Source organism: Seinonella peptonophila (assembly GCF_900129355.1).
Classification (GTDB): domain Bacteria; phylum Bacillota; class Bacilli; order Thermoactinomycetales; family Thermoactinomycetaceae; genus Seinonella; species Seinonella peptonophila.
On sequence record NZ_FQVL01000002.1, the window covers coordinates 394,763 to 416,458 of the forward strand.

Genomic DNA, 21,696 nt, shown 5'->3' on the forward strand with positions numbered 1-21,696 from the left:
GGACTCCACCCTTCACTACCTTTTATCCAACTCATTTAAAACTGTTTCCAAATCATCAAAACTAAGGCGCTTTGCTGCAAAATCACTCGGGGTTCGCTCTGATTGCTCTTGCTGTACACAATGATTAAGCAATTGTTGAAGATGATAGCAGAAACGAGTCGCTAGCTTTTCAGCGGTCAAGCGATGGAATAGATAACAATCATAGGTAAGGCTAAGTTGAAATTGTCCAGCCGCTATGACACAATTCCATTCCAAAGCATATGCGGGTTGATTTTGCGGGCTAATATCTCCACCAATCGGTAAAGTGGATAACTGTGCAAATTGATTGGGAAGCTGTTCATCAAATTGTCCAAGAAAGTTAAAGCAAATTTCAGCAGGTACAACCAGTTGAGCTTGATTAGACAAATAACGAAGTAGCCCATAGCCAATCCCATTCAGAGGAACACGACGTAAATCTTCTTTTACTGCTTTAATCACTTCTGCGGGTTCGGCTTTCTGTAATTCTAGCAAGATTGGATAGAGACTTGTAAACCAGCCAACTGTCCTTGTTACATCAAGTCCAGGTAAGAGTTCTTCGCGGCCATGGCTTTCTAGATGGACACGAATCTGCTTTTGATTGGTCCATTCATGGATGGTTAGTAGTAGCGAAGCAAGTAGTAAGTCCATGCTCCGCGTATGATAGGCATGGTGTGCGTCACGAACGAGTGCTTCTGTTTTCTGGCGATCTAGCTGCATCTGCACAACACTACGTCTAACTGCTGGCTCTGTAACGACTCCCTGATCGATCGGTAATCCAGGAACTTTTGCCTGTGCAATAGGCTCCCAATAAGATAGCTGGTTTTGCCAATCGCCTCTCATGGTAGATTGTTCAAGTTTTGTTGCCCAAGTCTGATAGGAGGTAGTTTTGGCTGGGAAGTGTAACGACTCTCCTCGAAGCAATTGGTCATATCCATTTGCTAAGTCCTCAAGTAAAATCCGCCATGAGACACCATCTACCACTAAATGATGAATAGATAGAAAGAGGTAATCCCGTTTTGCTGTTTGAAATAATGATGCTTGCATCAACGGGCCTTGTGAAAGCGAGAGCTTCGTCTGCAATTGAGTTGCCATCTGTATGATTCGATCCTTGTAGTCCTCTATTTGACGAAAGTCGTAATGTGTAAATTGAAACGCTTTTTCCCACTCTTCTTGATGCATGGCTTGCGTTTGACTAAAGTTTTGTTGAAAGGTAATTCGTAAAGCATCATGGTGCTTCACGATCTCTGACAATACCTCTTGAAGCAGTGGAAGTTGCCATCTTCCCTGTCGTCGTTCAAGCAATACGGACTGATTCCACTGGTTAGGGACTAAGAAAGATTGTTCAAAAAACCAATGTTGAATAGGGGTTAAAGGTAATTTTCCTGACACCATTCCCTGCTCGTGTTCAGTAGATCGTTTCCGCATGATTGGTGCTAATTCTTTGATGGTTGGATGTTGAAACAAATCTTGCATGGTAATTTCCCAATCAGATTCACGAAGTCGCGCTGCAATCTGCATGGCTCGTATCGAATCCCCACCGATTGTAAAAAAATGCTCATCGATTCCAATTTCCGAAATTCCTAACACATCTTGCCAAATCTCTGCCAAAATCGATTCTGATTCTGTCCGCGGTAAAATCTTCTCACCTGACTTTTGGATAAGTACTGGCTTAGGTAATGCACGACGATCTAACTTCCCATTAGTTGTTAAAGGCATTTGATCAATTGGCATGATATATCGAGGCAACATGTATTCAGGTAATTTTTTTGCCAAGTCAGCGCGAAGCTGGTCAAGCTCAATACCTGAAATCACAACATAGGCGCAGAGATCAAGATTGTCTCCCGTTTCCTGAACGATGACAACCGCATCATCTACTTGCTGATGTTGTAATAACTGGGTGGTAATCTCCCCTAGTTCAATTCTATAACCTCTGATCTTCACCTGATCATCAAATCGTCCTAAGTATTCGATATCTCCATTTGCCAACAAACGAACGCGATCACCTGTACGATACATCTTATTACCTTTTGCAAATGGATCAGGAAGAAAACGTTCTTCTGTTAATTCAGTGCGGTTCAAATATCCTCTCGTTACGCCTGCGCCACCAATATAAAGTTCACCAATCACACCTGGAGGGACAAGCTGTTGATCCGAATCAAGCACATAAGCACTCATAGTTGGCAGAGGTCGACCAATATTACTTGCTGTACTTGATAGCGTTTTATGATCAATCTCTTTCCATGTCGCATAGATGGCTGTTTCAGTCGGTCCATATAGATTGAAAAGTCGAGTTTGCGGATAGATTTGCTGCCATGCTTGTAACTGTGAAGGAATCAATGCTTCACCAGCTAAAAGTAGCAAGCGCAATAATAGTCGGTGTTTTTGCTGTTCCGTCTCATAGGCGGACAAAGGCGCAAAAGCCGAGGGCGTTTGGCAAAGAATAGAAATGCGCTCTTGCTCCAACAGGAGATGAAGCTGCTGGGGGTCTTTTGCCGTCCAAGTAGGCACAATGACCAATGTCGCACCATGTAGTAATGCTCCAAACATCTCACCTACTGAGACGTCAAAGCAATAAGAGTGAAACATCGCCCATCGGTCACTGGAATCGATACCCCACTTACTTCCTTCATGAAACCAAAGTCTTGTCACTTGACGATGTTCCACCATCACACCTTTTGGTCTCCCTGTAGAGCCAGAAGTATAGAGCAGATAGGCAAGGTCACTAGATTGATTCACCGATACTATATCTGTATCATCTAATTCATCTGATGGAAGTGAATCAAGCAAGATGATCCCTGTTGCTATATCATTTGGTACTTGCGTTGAACTAGTTGTCAATAATAGCTCTGCTTCACTATCTTCAAGCATATATCGAATGCGTTCAGCAGGATAGTTGGGTTCAATAGGTAAATAAGCACCCCCTGCCTTTAAAATAGCCAGTATGCTAATCACCATCTCCAATGATCGTTCAACCAGTAATGCGACGATCGACTCTCGCGCAACACCTTTTGTTCGCAAAACCCTAGCCAATTGATTGGACCGCATTTCCAACTCGCGATAAGTGAGCTGCTGATTTCCACAGCGTACAGCAACTGCATCAGGCTGACTCATCGCCCGCTCTGAAAATAACGCATGTAATGTTTGATCCTCAGGATAGGCAACAAATGGCTGCGATTGGTCAAGTAATTGCCTTTGTTGATCAGGGTCTAACAGACTAAATTGTCGAATCGGCTGTTCAGGCTCCTCTAAAAGTTGAATCAGCAGTAGCTCGTAATAATCAATCATCTGCTGGATGCTTTTTTTTCGGAAAAGATCCGTTCGAAATTCAACCCCTACTTCAAGTTGCTCCTTTTCGACAATCACCCAACTCAGGTCAAATTTTGCGATTTTCTGTTCTTGCTCATAAGGGTTTAGATGTAATTTTGCTACTCTCTGTTTTGTAAATGTCTTCTCCTGAACCATAAACAATGTATCAAAAAGCGGATTTCGGCTTACATCTCGTTCAAGTTGTAGAAGCTCTAACATCTCTTCCAATGGATACTCCCCATGCTCATAGGCTGTTAAAAGAGTTTCCTTCACTTGATGTAGCCACTTTGTAAAACTGAGTTCAGGCTGAGCTTGAATTCGCAAAGGTAGCGTATTTGCAAACATGCCGACCATATTTTCAAGCTCTTTTTGTGGTCGCATCGCAAAAGGAGAACCCATTACGACCTCTTTCTGATCACTTAATTTCATGAGCAACAAAGCATATACAGCACATAAAAGCGTATGTAGTGTAATCTGATGCTGTGCTGCAAATTTACGGATCTGTTTACTTAATTCATCAGATAACGAACGCCGGATCACAGCCCCTTGGAATTGTTGTATCTTAGGTCTTGGATAATCAGTTGGTAACTCAAGGAAAGGTAACTCTCCTGAAAGTTGGTTTAGCCAATATTTTTTTTGTTCTTCCCAACCATCTTGATCCCGAAATTGCTGCTGCCAAACGGCAAAATCTTGATAGTGTAATGTGGGTGAAGCAAGTTTTTTTCCTTGATACAATTCCCATAGTTCATGCCAAATGATCTGTAAGGAGAGACCATCCGCTATAATATGATGCAGATCAAGCAAGATCATATGGCGTTGATCATTAATTTTCCAGAGCTTAACCCGAAAAAGAGGCGGCTGGCTGAGTTCAAAGGGAGTAATCGCTGCTTCCATACAAGCTGCCAACTGTTCTTCTGTTGTCTGCTCAATCGATAGCTCAAGCGGGACAGACGAGGCTACTTTTTGCACCACTTCACCTTGTTCAAAATGAAAGGATGTACGTAAAATTTGCTGACGATTAACAAGTGATTGCAAAGCATCTCTTAACGCTTGATAATCAAGCTGCCCTTCCAACCAATAAGCAAGGGGAATGTTGTAGCCTGTCTTTACTTGTTCAAAACCCTGTAAGACATAAAGCCTTTTCTGCATAGAAGTTACAGGATACGCAGCTTCCTCAGGCGCCTTCCTGATGCTGGGAAGTTCACGCTGTGTTGCTTGTTGTATCTCTTTTGCTTGCTCCCTTATGGTTGGATGACGAAAAATAGTTGCTAATGGAAATTGGACTTGCCATTCCTGCTCAATTCGGGTCAACAGGCGCATTGCTTTTAATGAATGTCCACCTAGTGCAAAAAAATGATCGATCACACCAACTTTTTCGACCGCCAATATCTCTGTCCACAGTTTAATTAACCGCTCCTCTATATGATTAGCAGGAGGCACATATTCCGCCTTATGCCGATCTGGCAACGGCAATGCTTGTTTGTCTAATTTCCCATTCGTTGTGAGTGGAAAGTGATCGACTGGAATCCATGCTGTAGGAACCATATATTCTGGTAATTTATCCCTTAAATACGCTTGCAATGATGACATTTGAACAGCTTTCAAGTCATGGGCAATAAAATATGCACATAATTGTTCATTTCGCACAAGGACAGTTGCTTCCGCTATCTCTGGATGTGACTGTAACTGAGCAATAATTTCACCTAACTCAATCCGATACCCTCGTAGCTTTATCTGATCATCAATCCGTCCAAGATACTCTAACTCGCCTGTTTCCATCCAACGAACCAAATCGCCTGTTCGGTACATACGTTCATCTGGATTGATTAAATCAGGCAAATAGCGTTCGGCAGTTAACTCTTCGCGATTTAAATAGCCACGAGTGACGCCAGCACCTGCTAAGAAAAGTTCACCAACAACTCCTTTTGGAACGGGATGAAAATTTGAATCTAGTACATAAGCGCGAACTGTAGGTAGGGGTTTTCCGATATTACTCTTATTTAGCTGGATTGCTTCTTGATCAATCTCTTTGACTGTTGCATAGATTGCTGCTTCTGTTGGGCCATACATATTGAGTATTTTCGTCTTTGGATAGCGTGCTTTCCAACTCGCTAACTGTGATGGATAAAGAGCTTCACCCGCTATTATTAACTTCTTCACCCAAAGATGATGCTCTGATTGAAGTTCCTCTACTGCTATGAGCGAACGAAATGAAGAAGGCGTCTGACAGAGCAATGTAACCTGTTCTTCTATAAGTAATCGTCTCAATCGATTTGCGTCTCTCGCGGTCTCAGTGGGAACAATGACTAAGCAAGCTCCATGTAACAGAGCGCCAAAAATCTCACCAACTGAAACATCAAAACAGTACGAATGAAACATCGCCCAACGATCTGTCGGTGCGACCTCCCAAATACTTCCTTCATGAAACCAGAGCCTTGTCACTTGACGGTGTTCAACTAAAACCCCCTTTGGCTTCCCTGTTGAACCTGAGGTGTAGAGTAGATATGCCAAGTCACTCGATTGGTTGATCATTGGTACTGATCTAGCTTCTCTTAGATTGAGCAGTGTATGATCAAGGATGATTCGCTCACCAGCATATTCAGTAGGGATCAACACCCCAGCTTGTGTGAGCAACAAGTTCGCTTCACTATCGCTGAGCAAGTGAAACTTCCGTTCAATAGGATCATGCGGTTCAATAGGGATATAGGCGCCCCCTGCTTTTAAAATAGCCAGAATGGTCACGATCATCTCAATTGATTTTTCCATCATGATCGCAACTCGTGTTTCTCGGTTGACTCCCTGTTCCTTTAATCGCCATGCTAAATGGTTCGACATTTGATCAAGTTCTAGATAACTGAATTGCTCACCATTACAGCGAATTGCCGTTTGCTCCGGATGCTCCTTGACTCGTTCGGAAAACATTTGATGCAGTGTTTTCCCAGCTGGATAGGCTACATTTTGCTGCTGATTCCCTACAAGCCATTCTGTATGTTCTGCCGAAGTGCACAAGGAAATCGTTCGAATCGGACGTTCAGGTTGCTCAATCACTTGATCAACCATCTGAACCAAATGCTGATAGAATCGATGAATCATTTCTGTAGAGAATCTATCTGTACGATAAAGAAATTGCAGAGTGATTTCATCCTGTTCAGGGACTATAAATAGATTCAAATCATAATTGGTATGACCGACTACTTCTGCTTTCTGGACAACAATACCTGTTTGATTTGCTATCTCGTCTAGTTGAAAGGGCGCATTTTCAAACACAACCAAGTGATCAATCCACGAGGTCGGTACTGCTAATTCAGCTAATGAAACCATATGGTGTTCTTCTGCTGCTAGAGTCGCTTCTTGCTGCTTTTGAATAAGCGAGACGAAATGATCCTCTGTTGAGGTAGCCAGCCTCATTGGTACGGTCTGAATCAACATGCCTACCATTTGTTCGATCTGCGGAATATGCGCGGAACGTCCAGAAACAACTGTTCCAAAGATGACATCATCTGTTCGACTATACTTCTGAAGTAGCAAGCCCCAGAGAGTTTGAAAAATGGTATAGAGTGTTACTTGATACTTTTGAGCCAATCTATGTAATGCTTGAGTCTGTCTTGAAGAAATGATAAATCTTTGTTCATCTACTTCTTGTTGTGCTATCTGCTGCATGTTGCTTGGTAACTGTACATTGTGCTCATAGTCAGCTAAATAATGTTCCCAAAATTCCAACTGTTCTTTTTTCGTTTGTGCTTCTAGCCAACTCACATATGCTGAAAAGTCCGGAGGGGCGGGTAATTCTGTATCAATATCTGCATATAACGCTAACCATTCTGTCAATAAGGTTCCTAATGACCAACCATCCAAAATGATATGATGAAAGGTGATCAAAATTCGATAATCTTGCTCATTTATTTTACATAATGCAAATCGTGCCAAATGATCGCGACTTAGTTCAAATCGATGTTGCTTTTCCTGTAATTGAAACTGATCAAATGCAGCTTCACGTTGATCGATAGGTAGATGGGTGTAATCATGATAGGTGAATGAGGCATCCCGTTCTCTGAGTACAACTTGAAGAGGCTCTGTTACATTCTCATAGACAAAAATGGTTCGTAAAACATCATGTCGCTCAGTCAATCGTTTGAGACCTCGCTCCATGTTCGAGTGATCGATTTGACCTTGTAAGCAAAAGCGCGCTTGTTGTACATGAAACAACTTTATCGGGTTTTCTAAATAGTGGAACAACATACCTTGTTGCAAAGGAGTTAATCGGTAGACACATTTTACTTGATTTTGCTTCATTCTTATATCACCGCTTTACGAGTTGATTCCTGGTTGAGTATATGCAACGATTGGACAAATCTTGTCTAAGCAGTTAATAAAAAAGAAAGACTGCTAAAAAGCAGTCTCCAACTTGTAGAAAAAGTATTGGGTTCCGTCAATATTTCACGTTTTGACGATCACCCCTATTACTCTTTGATTGGTTTTTTCTTCAATAGCTCACATGACGTACCCGCCGATAATATTCTTCTGCATCTGAGTACAATTTTTCTCTATCAAATTGAAATAACTTGACCAATAATGCTTCTATTTGACTTACTTCTTCTTGAAACAAATCTTCAGCTGATTTCCCTGCAAATTCTCGATACTGTCGGTACTTTTGCAAAAAGTGTTCAAAAAGTGCGTTACGCAATTGCTCATACTGCCTAGAAGTCATCCATAAGCTGCAATCATTGATCTGAAAGTGCACTTTTCCACCTCGATCCATGACATTTATTTTAAATTTTATCTGGATTGAAAGTTGATCGGACGATGAAACAATTGGAAGATTCAATGTAGGTCGATCAACTATGTGAAAGGTTACAATCCGATTAAGGGAAGTTACGCTCCACAAAATTAAGTACTTGCTTGATATCCTCTGTTGAAACTTCTTCCCCTTTTCCTTTTTCTATCTTCTTTGTCGATAACGGTCGAAGCTTTGATGCAAGCGCTGCAATATGAGGGAATCGATATAATTCTTTCATTTCTAATTCCCAACCTGCTTGCCGCAGGCGAGCAACAACTTGCATAGCGCAAATAGAGTCCCCGCCTATTGTAAAGAAATGATCCTTTATACCAACCGACTTTATGCCTAATACCTCTTCCCAAATCCGAGCTAATAATTGCTCAGCTGGAGAAGTAGGAGGTAGATGCTCCGTTTGTATGAGAGACTTAGGATCAGGGGTTGGTAATGCATGTCGATCTAATTTGCCATTGGTTGTTCTGGGTAGCTTCTCAATGGAAAGAATATTGTGTGGAAGCATATGATCAGGCAAATACTTGGCTAGATAAGTGCGCAGCTCTTTCGGCGTGCCTCCTACAATATAAGCAACGATTGTCGCTGTATCAGATTTTGTTTTATGCAGGATCACTGCCGCTTCTTTTACTGCTGGATGTTCAAGGGTGCGTGCTGTAATCTCACCTAATTCAATCCGATACCCCCGGACTTTTACCTGATCATCGTCTCTACCGAGATATTCAATTTCTCCATTTGGTAACCAACGCGCCAAATCACCTGTTCGATAAAGTCGATCCCCACTACGAAATGGATGCGTAATAAAACGCTTCTTGGTTAATTGTGGCTGATTCAAGTAGCCACGTGTGACACCTGCACCACCTAGATATAGCTCTCCAACCACACCAACTGGTTGTAATTGGAGTTGATCATCAAGTACATATGCAGACGTAGTAGGCATTGGACGCCCAATATTACTCTGATCACATTTCATCGTTTGCTGATCCATTTCCTTTATCGTGGCATAAACAGCAGCTTCTGTAGGGCCATAAAGGTTAAATATCCTGGTTTGAGGGTAGATTTTATGCCATTTACGCAGTTGTTTTGGCAGCAGCGCCTCACCCGCTAAAAGTAGATAACGAATGCATAGTGCATGATCTGCTTGAGATTGCTCATAGTTTGAGAGTGCTGTAAAAGCAGTTGGTGTCTGACAGAGGACTGTCACTTGTTCTTGATGTAAAATCTGTCTAAACTGCTTAGGGTCTTTAGTAGCCCAGCTTGGAATCATAACCAATGTAGCACCATGTAAGAGAGCACCGAATAATTCACCTACTGAGACGTCAAAACAATAAGAATGAAACATCGCCCATCGGTCATTTTGATCAAAATCGAATTGACATTGATCGTGTAACCAGAGCCTTGTCACTTGACGATGTTCAACCATGACCCCTTTTGGTTGTCCTGTTGAACCGGATGTATAGATGACATAAGCTAGATCATTTGGACTGTTTTCAAGCAAAAGCGCTGATGAATCGATACCTTGATAAGTCTGCTCATCCAACATTAAGCATTCACCTGAAAAGGCAAGCAAAGTAGAGTCATTTTGATTTGTTATCAGTAATTTTGCCTGACTATCTCGCAAGAGAAAAGCGATTCGATCCATCGGATATTCGGGCTCAATAGGTAAGTAAGCGCCACCTGCTTTTAAAACAGCCAAGATACTGATGATCATTTCGAGTGATCGATCTATTAGCAGACCAACAATGGATTCCCTGCCTATTCCTTTCGCCTGAATGAGTCGGGCCAACTGGTTCGAACGCTGATCTAATTCGCGATACGTGAGCTTCCTTTCCCCATCTATAACAGCGATTGCATCTGGATAAAGGGAAACCTGTTGTTGAAATAGTTGTGGCAATGTTTGCTGCTGGGGATAAGAAGCGTTGGCTTCTGACCATTCAAGCAGTTGCTGTTGCTCTTGATTACTTGCCAATTTAATATTGGGGATGGTCAGGTCATCATCTTCCAGTACCTGCTCCAATATATGTTGAAAATGGTCTGCCATTCTTTTGATTGTATCTGGATGATAGAGCTGTGTTCGGTACTCAACCGCTAAGGTTAGTTTATCAGTTTCTAGAACAGTCCAACTTAGCTCAAATTTTGCTGTTTCCGTTGGGATTTTTAGAGGATGAAGCGAAAACTGATGAAACTTTTGTTCAACCATCTGTTCACTTTGATAAACAAACATTGTTTCAAAAAGAGGATGCCGTGATTGATGATAAAGAGCAGCTCTCTTTTCCACAATTTGATCAAGCGGATATTCTCCATGTTGATATGCAGATAACATCCTTTCCTTTACCTGCTGCAATAATTGCATAAATGATTTTTCCTGATTCAACTGTAGACGCAAGGGTAATGTATTGACCAACATGCCAGGAATCTGCTCTAAGTCGGTATGAGAGCGAATTGAAAAGGGAATGCCAATCACCATATCCATCTGTTTACTCCACTTTGAAATAAAAATAGTGTATACGGCTAATAAAACCATGTACAAAGTCGTACGTTGAGCTTGGGCATACTGTTGAAGTTTTTGATAGAGCTGTTCAGGAATGGACCATTGATAGATTGAACCTGTAAACTCTGGCGTAACAGATCTAGGAGCATCTGTGGGCATTTCCCATAAAGGCAACTCCTCTTTCAGCGTTTCAAGCCAATATTTCTCCTGCTCATGCATCCATTTCCTTTTTTGCTGTTGCTCAAACCAAATCGCTACATCAGGATACGCAAGCGATTGTTGTGCTAATTTTTTTCCCTCATAAAGGGCAATTAATTCGTCCCAAAGCAAATGAAGTGTATATTCATCGGCAATGAGATGATGAAAGTCAATCATGAGTACCCATTCCTGCTTCGCAGGTCGTTCCCATACCTGTGCATGAAAGAGTGGCGCCCGACTGAGATCAAAGGGTACAATCGCCTGTTGCAATAATGTCTTGATCTCCTCATCATCAGCGATTCTTTCTTTCGAGAGTGAGAAATCGACCTGGTCATGCACTTTTTGTATGATTTCACCCTCTTCTAAATGAAATGAAGTGCGTAAGATTGTATGACGTGCCACTAACTGTTGAAATGCTTTTGTTAATCTTTCTAAATTTAGCACTCCTTTCCATTCGACGGCAAGAGGTAAATGATAACTAGCACCAATTCCTTCAACATTTTGCAAAATATAAAGCCGCTTTTGCATGGAGGTAACTGGATATTTTCGCTGTTTGGGCATGGGCTTTATCGGAGCAAATCGTGGATCAGATGATTGTTGGAGATATTGTGCTGTTGCTTGCACGGTTGACTCCTTGAATAAAATCGATAAGGGCAGAGAATAACCTAATCTTTTTTTGAGCTGGTTAATGAGTTGAAATGCCTTTAATGAATGCCCACCCAGCCTGAAAAAGTCATCATCCATACCAATTGGACTTACTTGAAGTACATCTTCCCATACTTGTACCAATTGTTTCTCAAAGTTATTTCTTGGAGATCGATACACTTTTTCCTTTCGCTCTGACGGATGAGGCAATGCTAAGCGATCCAGCTTTCCATTTGTTGTCAAGGGCAGTTGTTTAATCGAGATGAAATGAGCTGGAATCATATATTGTGGCAGCCGGCCTGCTAAGTAAGTACGTAGCTCATCGATTAGTAAATCTCCTACCACGTATGCGCAGAGATCTCCTTCATCTACCACGACAACGGCCTCTTTTATATTTGGATGTGTTAATAATTGGGTTGTGATCTCACCTAGCTCGATCCGGTAACCTCGGATTTTTACTTGCTCATCAATTCTGCCTAAATACTCAAGGTCGCCATTTGGCAATTGCCGTACAAAGTCACCTGTACGATAGATTCTTCCTTGCTGAAGATATGGATCAGGTGAAAAACGGCTCGCTGTCAACGCTGGCTGTTGAAAGTATCCACGAGCTATACCAGCACCACCTAAATATAACTCACCAACCATTCCGGGTGGTAAAAGTTGTTGTTCATGATCTAAAATATAATAATGAACAGTCGGCAAAGGTTTTCCAATATTGCTATAATTTTTCTCAATGGTCTCTTGATCGATTTCTTTGACTGTAGCATAGATCGCCGCTTCGGTTGGTCCGTACATATTGATCAGTTTGGTTTGAGGATACTTACTACTCCAAAAAGTTAACTGCTTTGGTATTAGAGCTTCCCCTGCCAAAATAATGCGCTGAAGAGACAGATCATGATTTCCCACCTCTTCCTCTACTGTGTTCAAGGCGCTAAAAGCTGATGGCGTTTGACAAAGGATGGTCACTTCTTCTTCCTTTAACAGTTGCCGCAATCGGTAAGCATCTTTGGCAATCTCAGTTGGTACTAAGACAAGTGTTGCCCCATGCAATAAAGCACCAAACAATTCTCCTACTGATACATCAAAACAATAGGAGTGAAACATCGCCCAACGATCCGTTGCTTGAACTGACCACTTACTTTGTTCATGAAACCAGAGCCGGATCACTTGTCGATGTTCAACCATAACCCCTTTTGGTTCACCTGTTGAACCTGATGTATAGAGCAGATAAGCGAGATCATCAGAGTGATTGACTGCTGGTAGCGAAGTTACTTTGCCTTGGTATAGAGTCGCTGAATCAAGCGTTATCACTTCACCATTAAATGAGTCTGGAACCGAGATACCTGTCCCTGTTAATACAAGGGGTGTACGACTATTCTGTAATAAATAAGTAATTCTTTCACGAGGATAGTGAGGTTCAATAGGTAAATAGGCACCCCCCGCCTTTAAGATGGCCAAAATCGCAACAACCATCTCAAGCGATTTCTCTACTATAAGTCCAACAATTGTCTCACGATTGACACCTTTTTCTCTTAGATACCATGCTAATTGATTAGAGTATTGGTCAAGCTCTTGATAAGTTATCTTTCTTTTTCCATCAACAATTGCAATTCCATTTGGATGCTGTTCTGCTTGCCATTGAAATAGCCCATGTAGTGTCTGTTGATCAGGATAGGGAACTTGTTGCTCGACTGCTCGGCTAATGGTTAATATTTTATCCTTCTTTGAGATGAGTGATAACTGACTGACAGGCAACTCTGAATCATCAAGAATCTGCATTGCCACCCGCTCTAATCCATGGAAACACTGTTGTATTTCCTCTTGTGTATAAACATCTGGATGAAACGAAAACTTGATTGTGAATCGTTTACCTGGATAGATGATCAGATTTAAATCATAATGGGTTTGTTCAAAAGCGTCGATCCCACAAATTTCAAATTCTAACTCTCTGCATTTAGCAGTACATGATGAAAGATCTAATGGATAGCTCTCAAAAGCGATCAGTTGCTTGATACCATCTTTTCCAATGGATGTTGCTGCTTGTATCTCTGCCAATGAGAGATAATGATAACGCTCTGCTGCAAAAGCATTTTGTTGAATTTTGCGTACAAACTGATGAAAACGCTCTTCTGGTTCTGCTTGAATACGGATCGGGATGGTTTGAATCAAAAGCCCGACCATTTGTTCAATTCCTCGAATAGGCGCTTGCCGTCCTGAAGAGACAGCTCCAAATACAAGATCTTGACAATGATTCATCCGTTGCATGACAATGGCCCATAAGGCCTGTATTAAATTGCTTAACGTCACCCCTCTCCTCCGTGCCCATTCCGCTAGCCGTGCGGTCATGTCGGCAGAAAAAGAACACTGTAATTGCTGATGGACAACGGGAGTAGATTTTGCTCCATGCTCTTTTTTCCAACCATGCGAAACTTCCAGATTCTCCAATTGTTTTTTCCAAAAAGCGAGTGCTGCTTCACGATCTTGCTTCATCAGCCATTGGATATAAGTGCGATAAGGTGTCACTTTCCCCAAAGAAAGCGGCTTTTTACTTGCAATTGACTCATATAATTTTAGCCAATCGCTGAGTAAAATCCCCAAACACCAACCATCTAATAAGAGATGATGAAAGCTCCAGATCAGTTCATACTTCCCTTCTCCTGTTGTGAATAGAGCAAAGCGAATTAAGGGCCCTTCTGTCAGTTGAAATCCTCGGGTTCGATCTTGCTTTTTCCACTCTGTCAACTCTTCAACAGTTAAAACAGATGGTGATTCATACCATTCAATTTCCATATGCTTGAATACAATTTGGACAGGTCGTTGGAATTCCTGGTAACGAAATAGCGTACGTAAACTTTCATAACGATTCACCAAGCTTTGTAAACTTTGTCTGACCCATTCTGGTTTTAGGTTCCCTTTTAATTGAAAACTAATCTGTTGAAAATAGGCGAGGTCATGAGGATGTTGTAGGGCATGAGATAGAATACCTTCTTGTAGAGGTGTACATTCATAAATATCTTGAATATTATCCTTGGTAATCACCTTGATGACCTCCATTTAAATAAAATAAAAAGCTTCTATGGTCTGTTTAAATCACTTAAAAAATCTCTTAGCTCTTGTTCGTCCAGTTGCGTTGCACTAAAGTCATTTACTGTCCAATGCGTCCCATTTTGGCTGCAACAGTGCTGAACAATCCGTTTCAAATTCTTACAATAGTCGTCTAATAAATACTCCATCGTTTGTTTGCTGAAGGTTAATCGATGATAGCGAAATTGAATGATCAATTGTTCACCGCTCAACATTACATAAATCTCCAATGGTGCTAATGGTGCATTTGGACTCAGACAGTTACCAAGCAACGCAGATTGTTTGCCCATCCCAGCAAATTGAATTTTTTTGTCCATCTTCCCCAGATAATTAAAGCGAATTTCTGGTCGCAATTGAAAAGAAAGAGCTGAACGACTCTCAGGTGGTGTAAGATAACGTAATACTCCATAGCCAATCCCTTTGTTGGGAATGGCACGCAGTTGCTTCTTGATTGCTAAAATTACATCTTTGAGTTCTGGGGATGACCATTGGAAGTGGGCTGGATAAAGGGTGGTAAACCATCCGATTGAACGAGTTAAATTGATCCCCTGTACGATAGATTCCCTACCATGACCTTCTAACTCGATCAAGACATTTTTCCTTCCTGTCCATTCCTCGACCGAAAGTCCTAATGCTGCCAATAGTAATTCGTTACTCTCAGTATGGTAGGCTTGATTGGCTGCGCCTAATAATAACTTTGATTCTTCAGCTAGCAGCGTTTGCTCAATCCAATGGGTTTCACCATATCGACAAGGCCAGAATGCGCTTCCTTCTTTAGGTAGAGGATAGCTTTCTTTCTCCTCAACTGATTTCCAAAAAGGAATCTCTGCTATTAACTCATCCCCTGTCGCATATTGTTGCAATTGTCGTGACCATGCTTGAAAAGAAGTTGTCTTTGGTAAGAGGCGAACCGCTTCTCCTCTTTCATACGCTTGATAAGCTGCATGGAAATCTTCTAGTAAAATTCTCCAAGAAAGCCCATCAACGATCAAATGATGAATGATCATGAGTAAAAAATGCTGGTTAGGTGTTTCAAAGATAACAAAACATAGCATGGGACCCTTCTCTAAAGAAAGGGAACGTTGCAGACGATTTGCTTCATTTCTTATCCACTCTTTTTGTGCTTGTTTGCCATCCCAGATCAAATGTTCAATTGTATAGCAATGATCAGACTCTGCTTGGTTAAGTTGGGTCACTTCATTTCCAGTAAATCGATAGCACATCCTGAGCGCATCATGATGTATAACAAGGTCATGAACGGCTGACTTTATACTCTTATCATTCCATCGCTCTGATTGGGTGAGCATCACTGCTTGGTTCCAATGGTTTCGGTCAGCAAATGGTAGTTGAAAAAACCAATGCTGAATCGGTGTTAAATTGACCTCGCCACTTTCTTCAGTTTCCTTACTTTCAATGGGATGTTCTGCTGTCAATTGAGGCGCTAATTCTCGGATCGTTGGATATTGTAAAAGTTGACTCACTTCTAATTTCCATCCGTGGCGAAATAATTCTGCTACTACTTGAATCGCCAGAATGGAGTCCCCACCTAATGAAAAGAAAGAATCATCGATCCCGATCGATTCCACTTCTAGTAGACTGCTCCATACCTCCGCTAATAATCTTTCAGTTGGTAATGTAGGCGGCTGCCATTCTCGATCTAATACTGATTCAAGAGGGATCGCACGTAATGCTTGTTCATCCACTTTTCCATTTGGAGTTAGTGGGAATGAGTCGAGCATGGTATAGTAAGCGGGTAACATATAATCTGGCAATCGTTCCGCTAAAAATTTGTATAAATCCTCCTGTATACGCTTATCTCCAACAACAAAAGCATGGAGGATCGTTTCTTCCTTCACATTTTGTCTTGCTAGAACAAGTGCCTGCTCAACCTGTGGATAACGCAGTATTTGTTGCTCTACTTCTTGTAATTCAACCCGATGTCCCCGTACTTGAACCTGATGATCCATTCGTCCAAGATATGAGATGGTGCCATCTGGTAACCATTGAGCTTGATCACCCGTCCGATACATACGCTCACCAGCTTGAAAGGAGTCTGGTAAAAAGCTCAATTCTGTTAAATCAGGGCGTCCTAAGTATCCACGAGCCAAACTAGCACCAGCAATATAAAGCTCACCTGGAACGCCGATCGGCTGAAGCTGCTGCTGATCATTCATAATGTATATCCGATTATTTGCAATGGGTCGCCCGATAGGAATCGACTCTTCTGCTCCTGTTACCTGATAACAAGTTGCTACTACGGCATTCTCTGTAGGACCATAATTATTAAAAACAGCATAACTTGTTGCTGGAACATGGCGTAAGCGATCTCCGCCCACAAGCAAGGCACGCAATGTTGGATGTGCCAACTCCATAAATGGTTCCGCTAAGGGAGTAGGTAAAAAACAGATCGTGATCTGATGTTGGGCGATGAAACGTTGTAGCGCAAAAACATCCTTTCGCGTCGAATCATCGACGATATAGATTGTTGCTCCTGCTATTAGATAAGGGAATAGCTCCCAAATAGAAGCATCAAAGCTAGACCCTGCAAGACGCGTACTACGATCATCCTTTGTTACCTCATACTGCCGTATATGCCATTGTGTAAGATTATGTAATGCTTGATGCTCTACCATTACTCCTTTGGGCTGCCCTGTAGAACCAGAAGTATAGATCACATAAGCTAGATGCTTAGGTAATGGTTTAGTCGTCAGCGCATCAGAAGCATTTTGTGTCCATTCAGCATCATCCACTCTTAAAATAGTTCCTGCAAAATCTGAATAAACGGAATCTCTTTCAGAAGTGATGATCCAACCCGGTTGACTATCCTGTAATAACGCCCTGATTCTTTCACTTGGGTAATTGAGATCGATCGGCAAAAATGCTCCACCCGCTTTTAGAACGGCTAATATGGCGATCACTTGCTCAATTGATGGCTTCACTAAAATGGCAACAATCTTTTCATCGGAAACGCCCAACGCTGTTAATCGATGTGCCCATTGATTGCTTAACCGATCTAATTCAGCATATGTGATGTTATTCTCATCGGATGCGATTGCAATCTGATCTGCATGTTTCTGAACTTGTGCAGTCCACTGATCGATTATGGTTTGACTTAACCACTCATCTCCTTCCGCTACTTGCGTATTGTTTAATTGTTGCAAAATAAAGCTTTCTTCAGCTGCTGTAGTCAAACGATGCTCTTTCATGGTTTGAAACGGATTGGCCATGATCTGCTCTAACAGATGGGTAAAATGTTTCTCCATTCGACGAATTGTCTGTTCTTGGAACAACGAAGTATTATATTCAATCGTGCAGTGAATCACATCCCGCTCTTCAATCTCCCAAGTTAAATCAAACATGGCCTGATTCCAAGGGATTGCGGGCGTCTTGACTTCACACCCTTCTAATATCAATGATGCTGTTTGATGTTGTTGAATGAAAACTGTATCAAATAGAGGATTTCTTGAGCGATCACTTGGTAATTTCAGTTTTCTCAATAACGAATCAAACGAAAAATGATCCTGATGAAACGCTTGCAACGCAACTGCAGTCATCTTAGAGAGCCAATTGACAAACGACATTTCCTGGGAAATTTCTACACGCAGCGGCAATGTTCGAACAAACATCCCCCACACTTTTGCCCACTCGGGCCTGTTTCGACCATCCGTAACAGTTCCAACAGTAATTTCACTTTGCCCACTATATTTTGCCAACAAAAGATAATAGACTGCTAACAGAACAAGATAGAGTGTTGTTCCCTGCTCTAAAGCTAATTTTTTGCAAGCGTTTGTCAGAGCTGGGGGAATCGAAAATGCAATTCGTTTACCTTTAAATGACTGACTAGCGGGGCGAATAAAGTCAGTAGGCAATGACAAATGATGGGTCGGCTTTTTCAATTGTTCTAACCAAAATGTTTCTGCTTTCTGGTGCTCAACTTGATTAAAATCATCCTGTTCCCAAAAAACGTAGTCTCGATATTGCCAATGCCGCGATGATAGAAATCCATCATGATATAGAATTGAAAGTTCTTGCTGTAATATTTTGAGTGTCTCACCATCAAACAATAAATGATGGATATCAAAGAGTAATACGTGATGTTGCTCAGCTAATGGCAAATGTCCTAAACGAAATAAAGGAGCTTGATCAAGCTGAAATGGTCGAATAAAATACTCCATACATGTTTTGACCTGTTCATCTGCGCCCAGTTCCAAGCGTTCAAATGGGAGTGATAGGTTATCTTGTACCTTTTGTACCAATTGTCCTGCTTCCCAATGAAATGAAGTACGTAATGCCTCATGTCGTTCCATCAAGCGCTTCCAAGCCTGTTTCCATCGATTTAGGTCAAAAGGTCCCTTTATCTCCCAAACAACGGGTGTATGATATGTGCAGCCAATTCCGGGTAATTGTTGCAATGCATAGAGCCTCTGTTGTACAGAGCTAAGCGGGTAGGTTGTACATGGCTTAACTTTTTGCACAGGTCTTAATCGATGAGTCTCAGCAGATTCAATCCAATTTGCCATCTCACGCAAGATTGGATTCGCAAAACAGTCCTCTAAGCTCATCGAAACATGAAACTCTTGCCTGATCTGTGCAACTAGACGACCCGCAGCTAAAGAATGACCACCCAACCAGAAAAAATGATCTTCTCGACCAACCGCGGGAATGTTTAATATTTCCTGCCATAAATGCTGCAAACGGCGTTCTGTACTACTTTGTGGCTCGGCAAATGTTGAATGTAATCGATGAAATGCAGAAGGCTTTGGCAATGCTTTGTAGTCTATTTTTCCATTGGGAGTGAGGGGAATTTGCTCTATTTCCACCCATGCTAGCGGTATCATATAGTCAGGTAGATGATGGGCTAGATAATCGCGTAGTTCTTTAAAACTCCCCGCTTCCTTCCAAACAATATAGGCGGTTAGTTCGATCTCTCCTGGCTTCGTTTGATCCGCTACAATTGTCACCTCTTGCACAGCTTCATATTGAAGTAACATTGCCTCGATTTCAGCGGGCTCAACTCGATTACCACGGATTTGTAATTGTCGATCCAATCGTCCTAAGAATTCAATCTGACCATCAGGCAACCATCGTGCTAGATCTCCTGTACGATAGATTTTTCGATTTTGATTCGATGGATGTGAAACAAACTGTTGTTTTGTTAAGGATTCATGACCTAAATATCCTCTGGCTAATCCCTGTCCCCCTATACAAAGCTCTCCAGCTTCGCCAATCGACCGCGGTTTTCCTTGTTGATCAAGTATATAGACTTGTTGATTCGCAATCGGTCTACCAATTGGAATCATTCCATCTTCGCGCTTTGTCACTTCCCAGCATGTGGTTACGACTGTATTTTCCGTTGGTCCATAATGATTAAATATTTGATAGGGTTGAGTTTGTATTCGACGTAGCCGATCTCCACCCACAAGCAGTCTACGTAATGTATGATTTTCTTTCTCCATAAACTGCTCAGCAATCTGAGTGGGTAAAAAGCTAATCGTAATTTGATTATCTTGATAAAAACGATGTAATGCATCTATATCATAGCGAATCGAATGTGGTACATGATGAATCGTTGCACCAGCATATAGATATGGGAAAATTTCCCAAACAGAGGCATCAAACCCAAATCCCGCATATCGTGTACTTCGATCATCCGCTGTCACTTGATGATACGTTTGATGCCAAATCATTAAATTGAGCAACGACTGATGTTCGATCATTACTCCTTTTGGCTTTCCGGTTGAACCAGATGTGTAGATCACATATGCTAAATCCCTTTTATCCCCATCTGCTATCTCAGACCAACTATTTTCTGCCTCTAAAAGACTTGATTCTAACGCAAGTATCTCTCCATGATACCCAGGAAGATAAACATCTTTTTCTTTTAATACAAGTTTTGTCTGGCTATCTGTAAGCAATTCTGTTAAACGCTCAATTGGTTGGTTGGGATCAAGTGGTAAATACGCTCCACCCGCGCGTAAAATGGCAAATATGGCGACAATCATCCAAATGGAATCAGTGACCAGTAAGCCGACAATTTTCTCTCTATCAACACCTTTTTCTCGTAATACCCACGCTAATTGTGCTGAACGTTGCTCTAATTCACCATAAGTGAGACGATCCGCTCCATTTACGACTGCAAGATGATTTGGGTTTTTCATCGCTTGTTCAATCAACAGCGCTTCAACTCTCTGAACATTCGGTAAATCGAGCTCCGTTTGATTCCATTTATTTATTAATCGTTGTTCTATTTCCGACAATTGATTCATGATTCAGCCTCCCAAACAGAAAAAGCCCACCTTCTTGTTTTTTTAACATATGGTGGACGACCCAATTATAGAACTAAATCATCCTTTTATACAGCTTCTGGTATATTCCTCTGCTTATTTCATAGATATAGAGAAAATCCAATCTATTTTGATCATGAAGGGTGGTATCCATATGGAAGAGGCAAAAGAGTTACAACAAGAAGAGAGTGAACAGTTAAAAAAAGAACTTTCCTGTTTGTCAACGATCACAGCACCGAAAGAACATTTCACACAGATTAAAGAAAAGCCACTTTTTCTAAAGACGTTACTTATCTATTCAGGAATCACAACATTTCTTGTCTTATTAGCCAATTATATTGGTTTACAAAACCCAGCGACACTAAAAGCGATACTTGCCCAGCATCCAGGTGAAACGGCGGCTTCAATCCAACAATCAACCTTGATTTTCTCCGGTATTCTTGGTCTAATCGCCGCTGGTTTGACCAGTTTACTCGGCGCTGCAGTCAGTTGGCTAATTGTAAAAGGGTTACGTGGAGAAGCAAACTTTCAGCAATTATTCTCTTTCCAAACCCACTTATACCTATTAGCTGTTTGCGCTTTGTTGGTCGACACTGCCTTTACACTTTTTACTGGGAACCTCTCTCCATTTTCTGAACTTAGTCTAGGAGCGCTTTTACCTGTCGAAGGCTTATCGAAAGTTGCACTTTCTTCCATTGAACCATTCAATATTTGGACAGTAATCTTATATGGTCTTGGCTTGCAAAAAATCGCAAATTTAACACCAACTAAAGCATGGTTTGGTGCAGCTATCTTCTTCCTATTAGGCGCAGTGTTCTCTGTAGCGATTGCTGCCATTGGTCAGTGAGCAAATAAAACAAACCCCAATTCCTCCTTCATTAGAA

General features: G+C 41.6%; 5 protein-coding genes. 1 reads left to right on the forward strand and 4 read right to left on the reverse strand.

The genetic code is table 11. From position 1 onward, the window contains the following. Positions 1–15 precede the first annotated feature (15 nt). The 4 genes from BUB71_RS06275 to BUB71_RS06290 form a co-directional block, all read right to left on the reverse strand. Positions 16–7,617: a non-ribosomal peptide synthetase gene (locus BUB71_RS06275; RefSeq protein ID WP_073153963.1), complete on the reverse strand. Its 7,602-nt coding sequence runs from the start codon at positions 7,615–7,617 to the stop codon at positions 16–18. Positions 7,618–7,807: 190 nt separating this feature from the next. Beyond that, positions 7,808–8,065, reverse strand: coding sequence for a hypothetical protein (locus BUB71_RS19035; RefSeq protein ID WP_139278997.1), 258 nt, complete (start codon positions 8,063–8,065; stop codon positions 7,808–7,810). Between the two features lie 121 nt (positions 8,066–8,186). Next, entirely contained in the window at positions 8,187–14,483 is a 6,297-nt protein-coding gene (locus tag BUB71_RS06285; protein WP_073153965.1) for a non-ribosomal peptide synthetase, read from the reverse strand. Positions 14,484–14,518: 35 nt separating this feature from the next. Continuing rightward, positions 14,519–20,794 (reverse strand): non-ribosomal peptide synthetase, encoded by a 6,276-nt coding sequence (locus BUB71_RS06290; protein WP_073153966.1) that lies wholly within the window; start codon positions 20,792–20,794, stop codon positions 14,519–14,521. Between the two features lie 172 nt (positions 20,795–20,966). Here BUB71_RS06290 and yknW point away from each other — a divergent pair, with 172 nt between their 5' ends. Beyond that, the gene (yknW, locus tag BUB71_RS06295; protein WP_073153967.1) at positions 20,967–21,659 is read left to right on the forward strand and encodes a YknW family membrane protein; all 693 of its coding nucleotides are present in this window, start codon (positions 20,967–20,969) and stop codon (positions 21,657–21,659) included. The last annotated feature ends 37 nt before the right edge of the window (positions 21,660–21,696 follow it).

What these genes read in the sequence shown, in the direction of transcription:
- BUB71_RS06275 (WP_073153963.1), bottom strand. Translation starts at nt 7,617, where the DNA reads ATGAAGCAAAATCAAGTAAAATGTGTCTACCGATTAACTCCTTTGCAA.
- BUB71_RS06290 (WP_073153966.1), bottom strand. Translation starts at nt 20,794, where the DNA reads ATGAATCAATTGTCGGAAATAGAACAACGATTAATAAATAAATGGAAT.
- yknW (WP_073153967.1), top strand. Translation starts at nt 20,967, where the DNA reads ATGGAAGAGGCAAAAGAGTTACAACAAGAAGAGAGTGAACAGTTAAAA.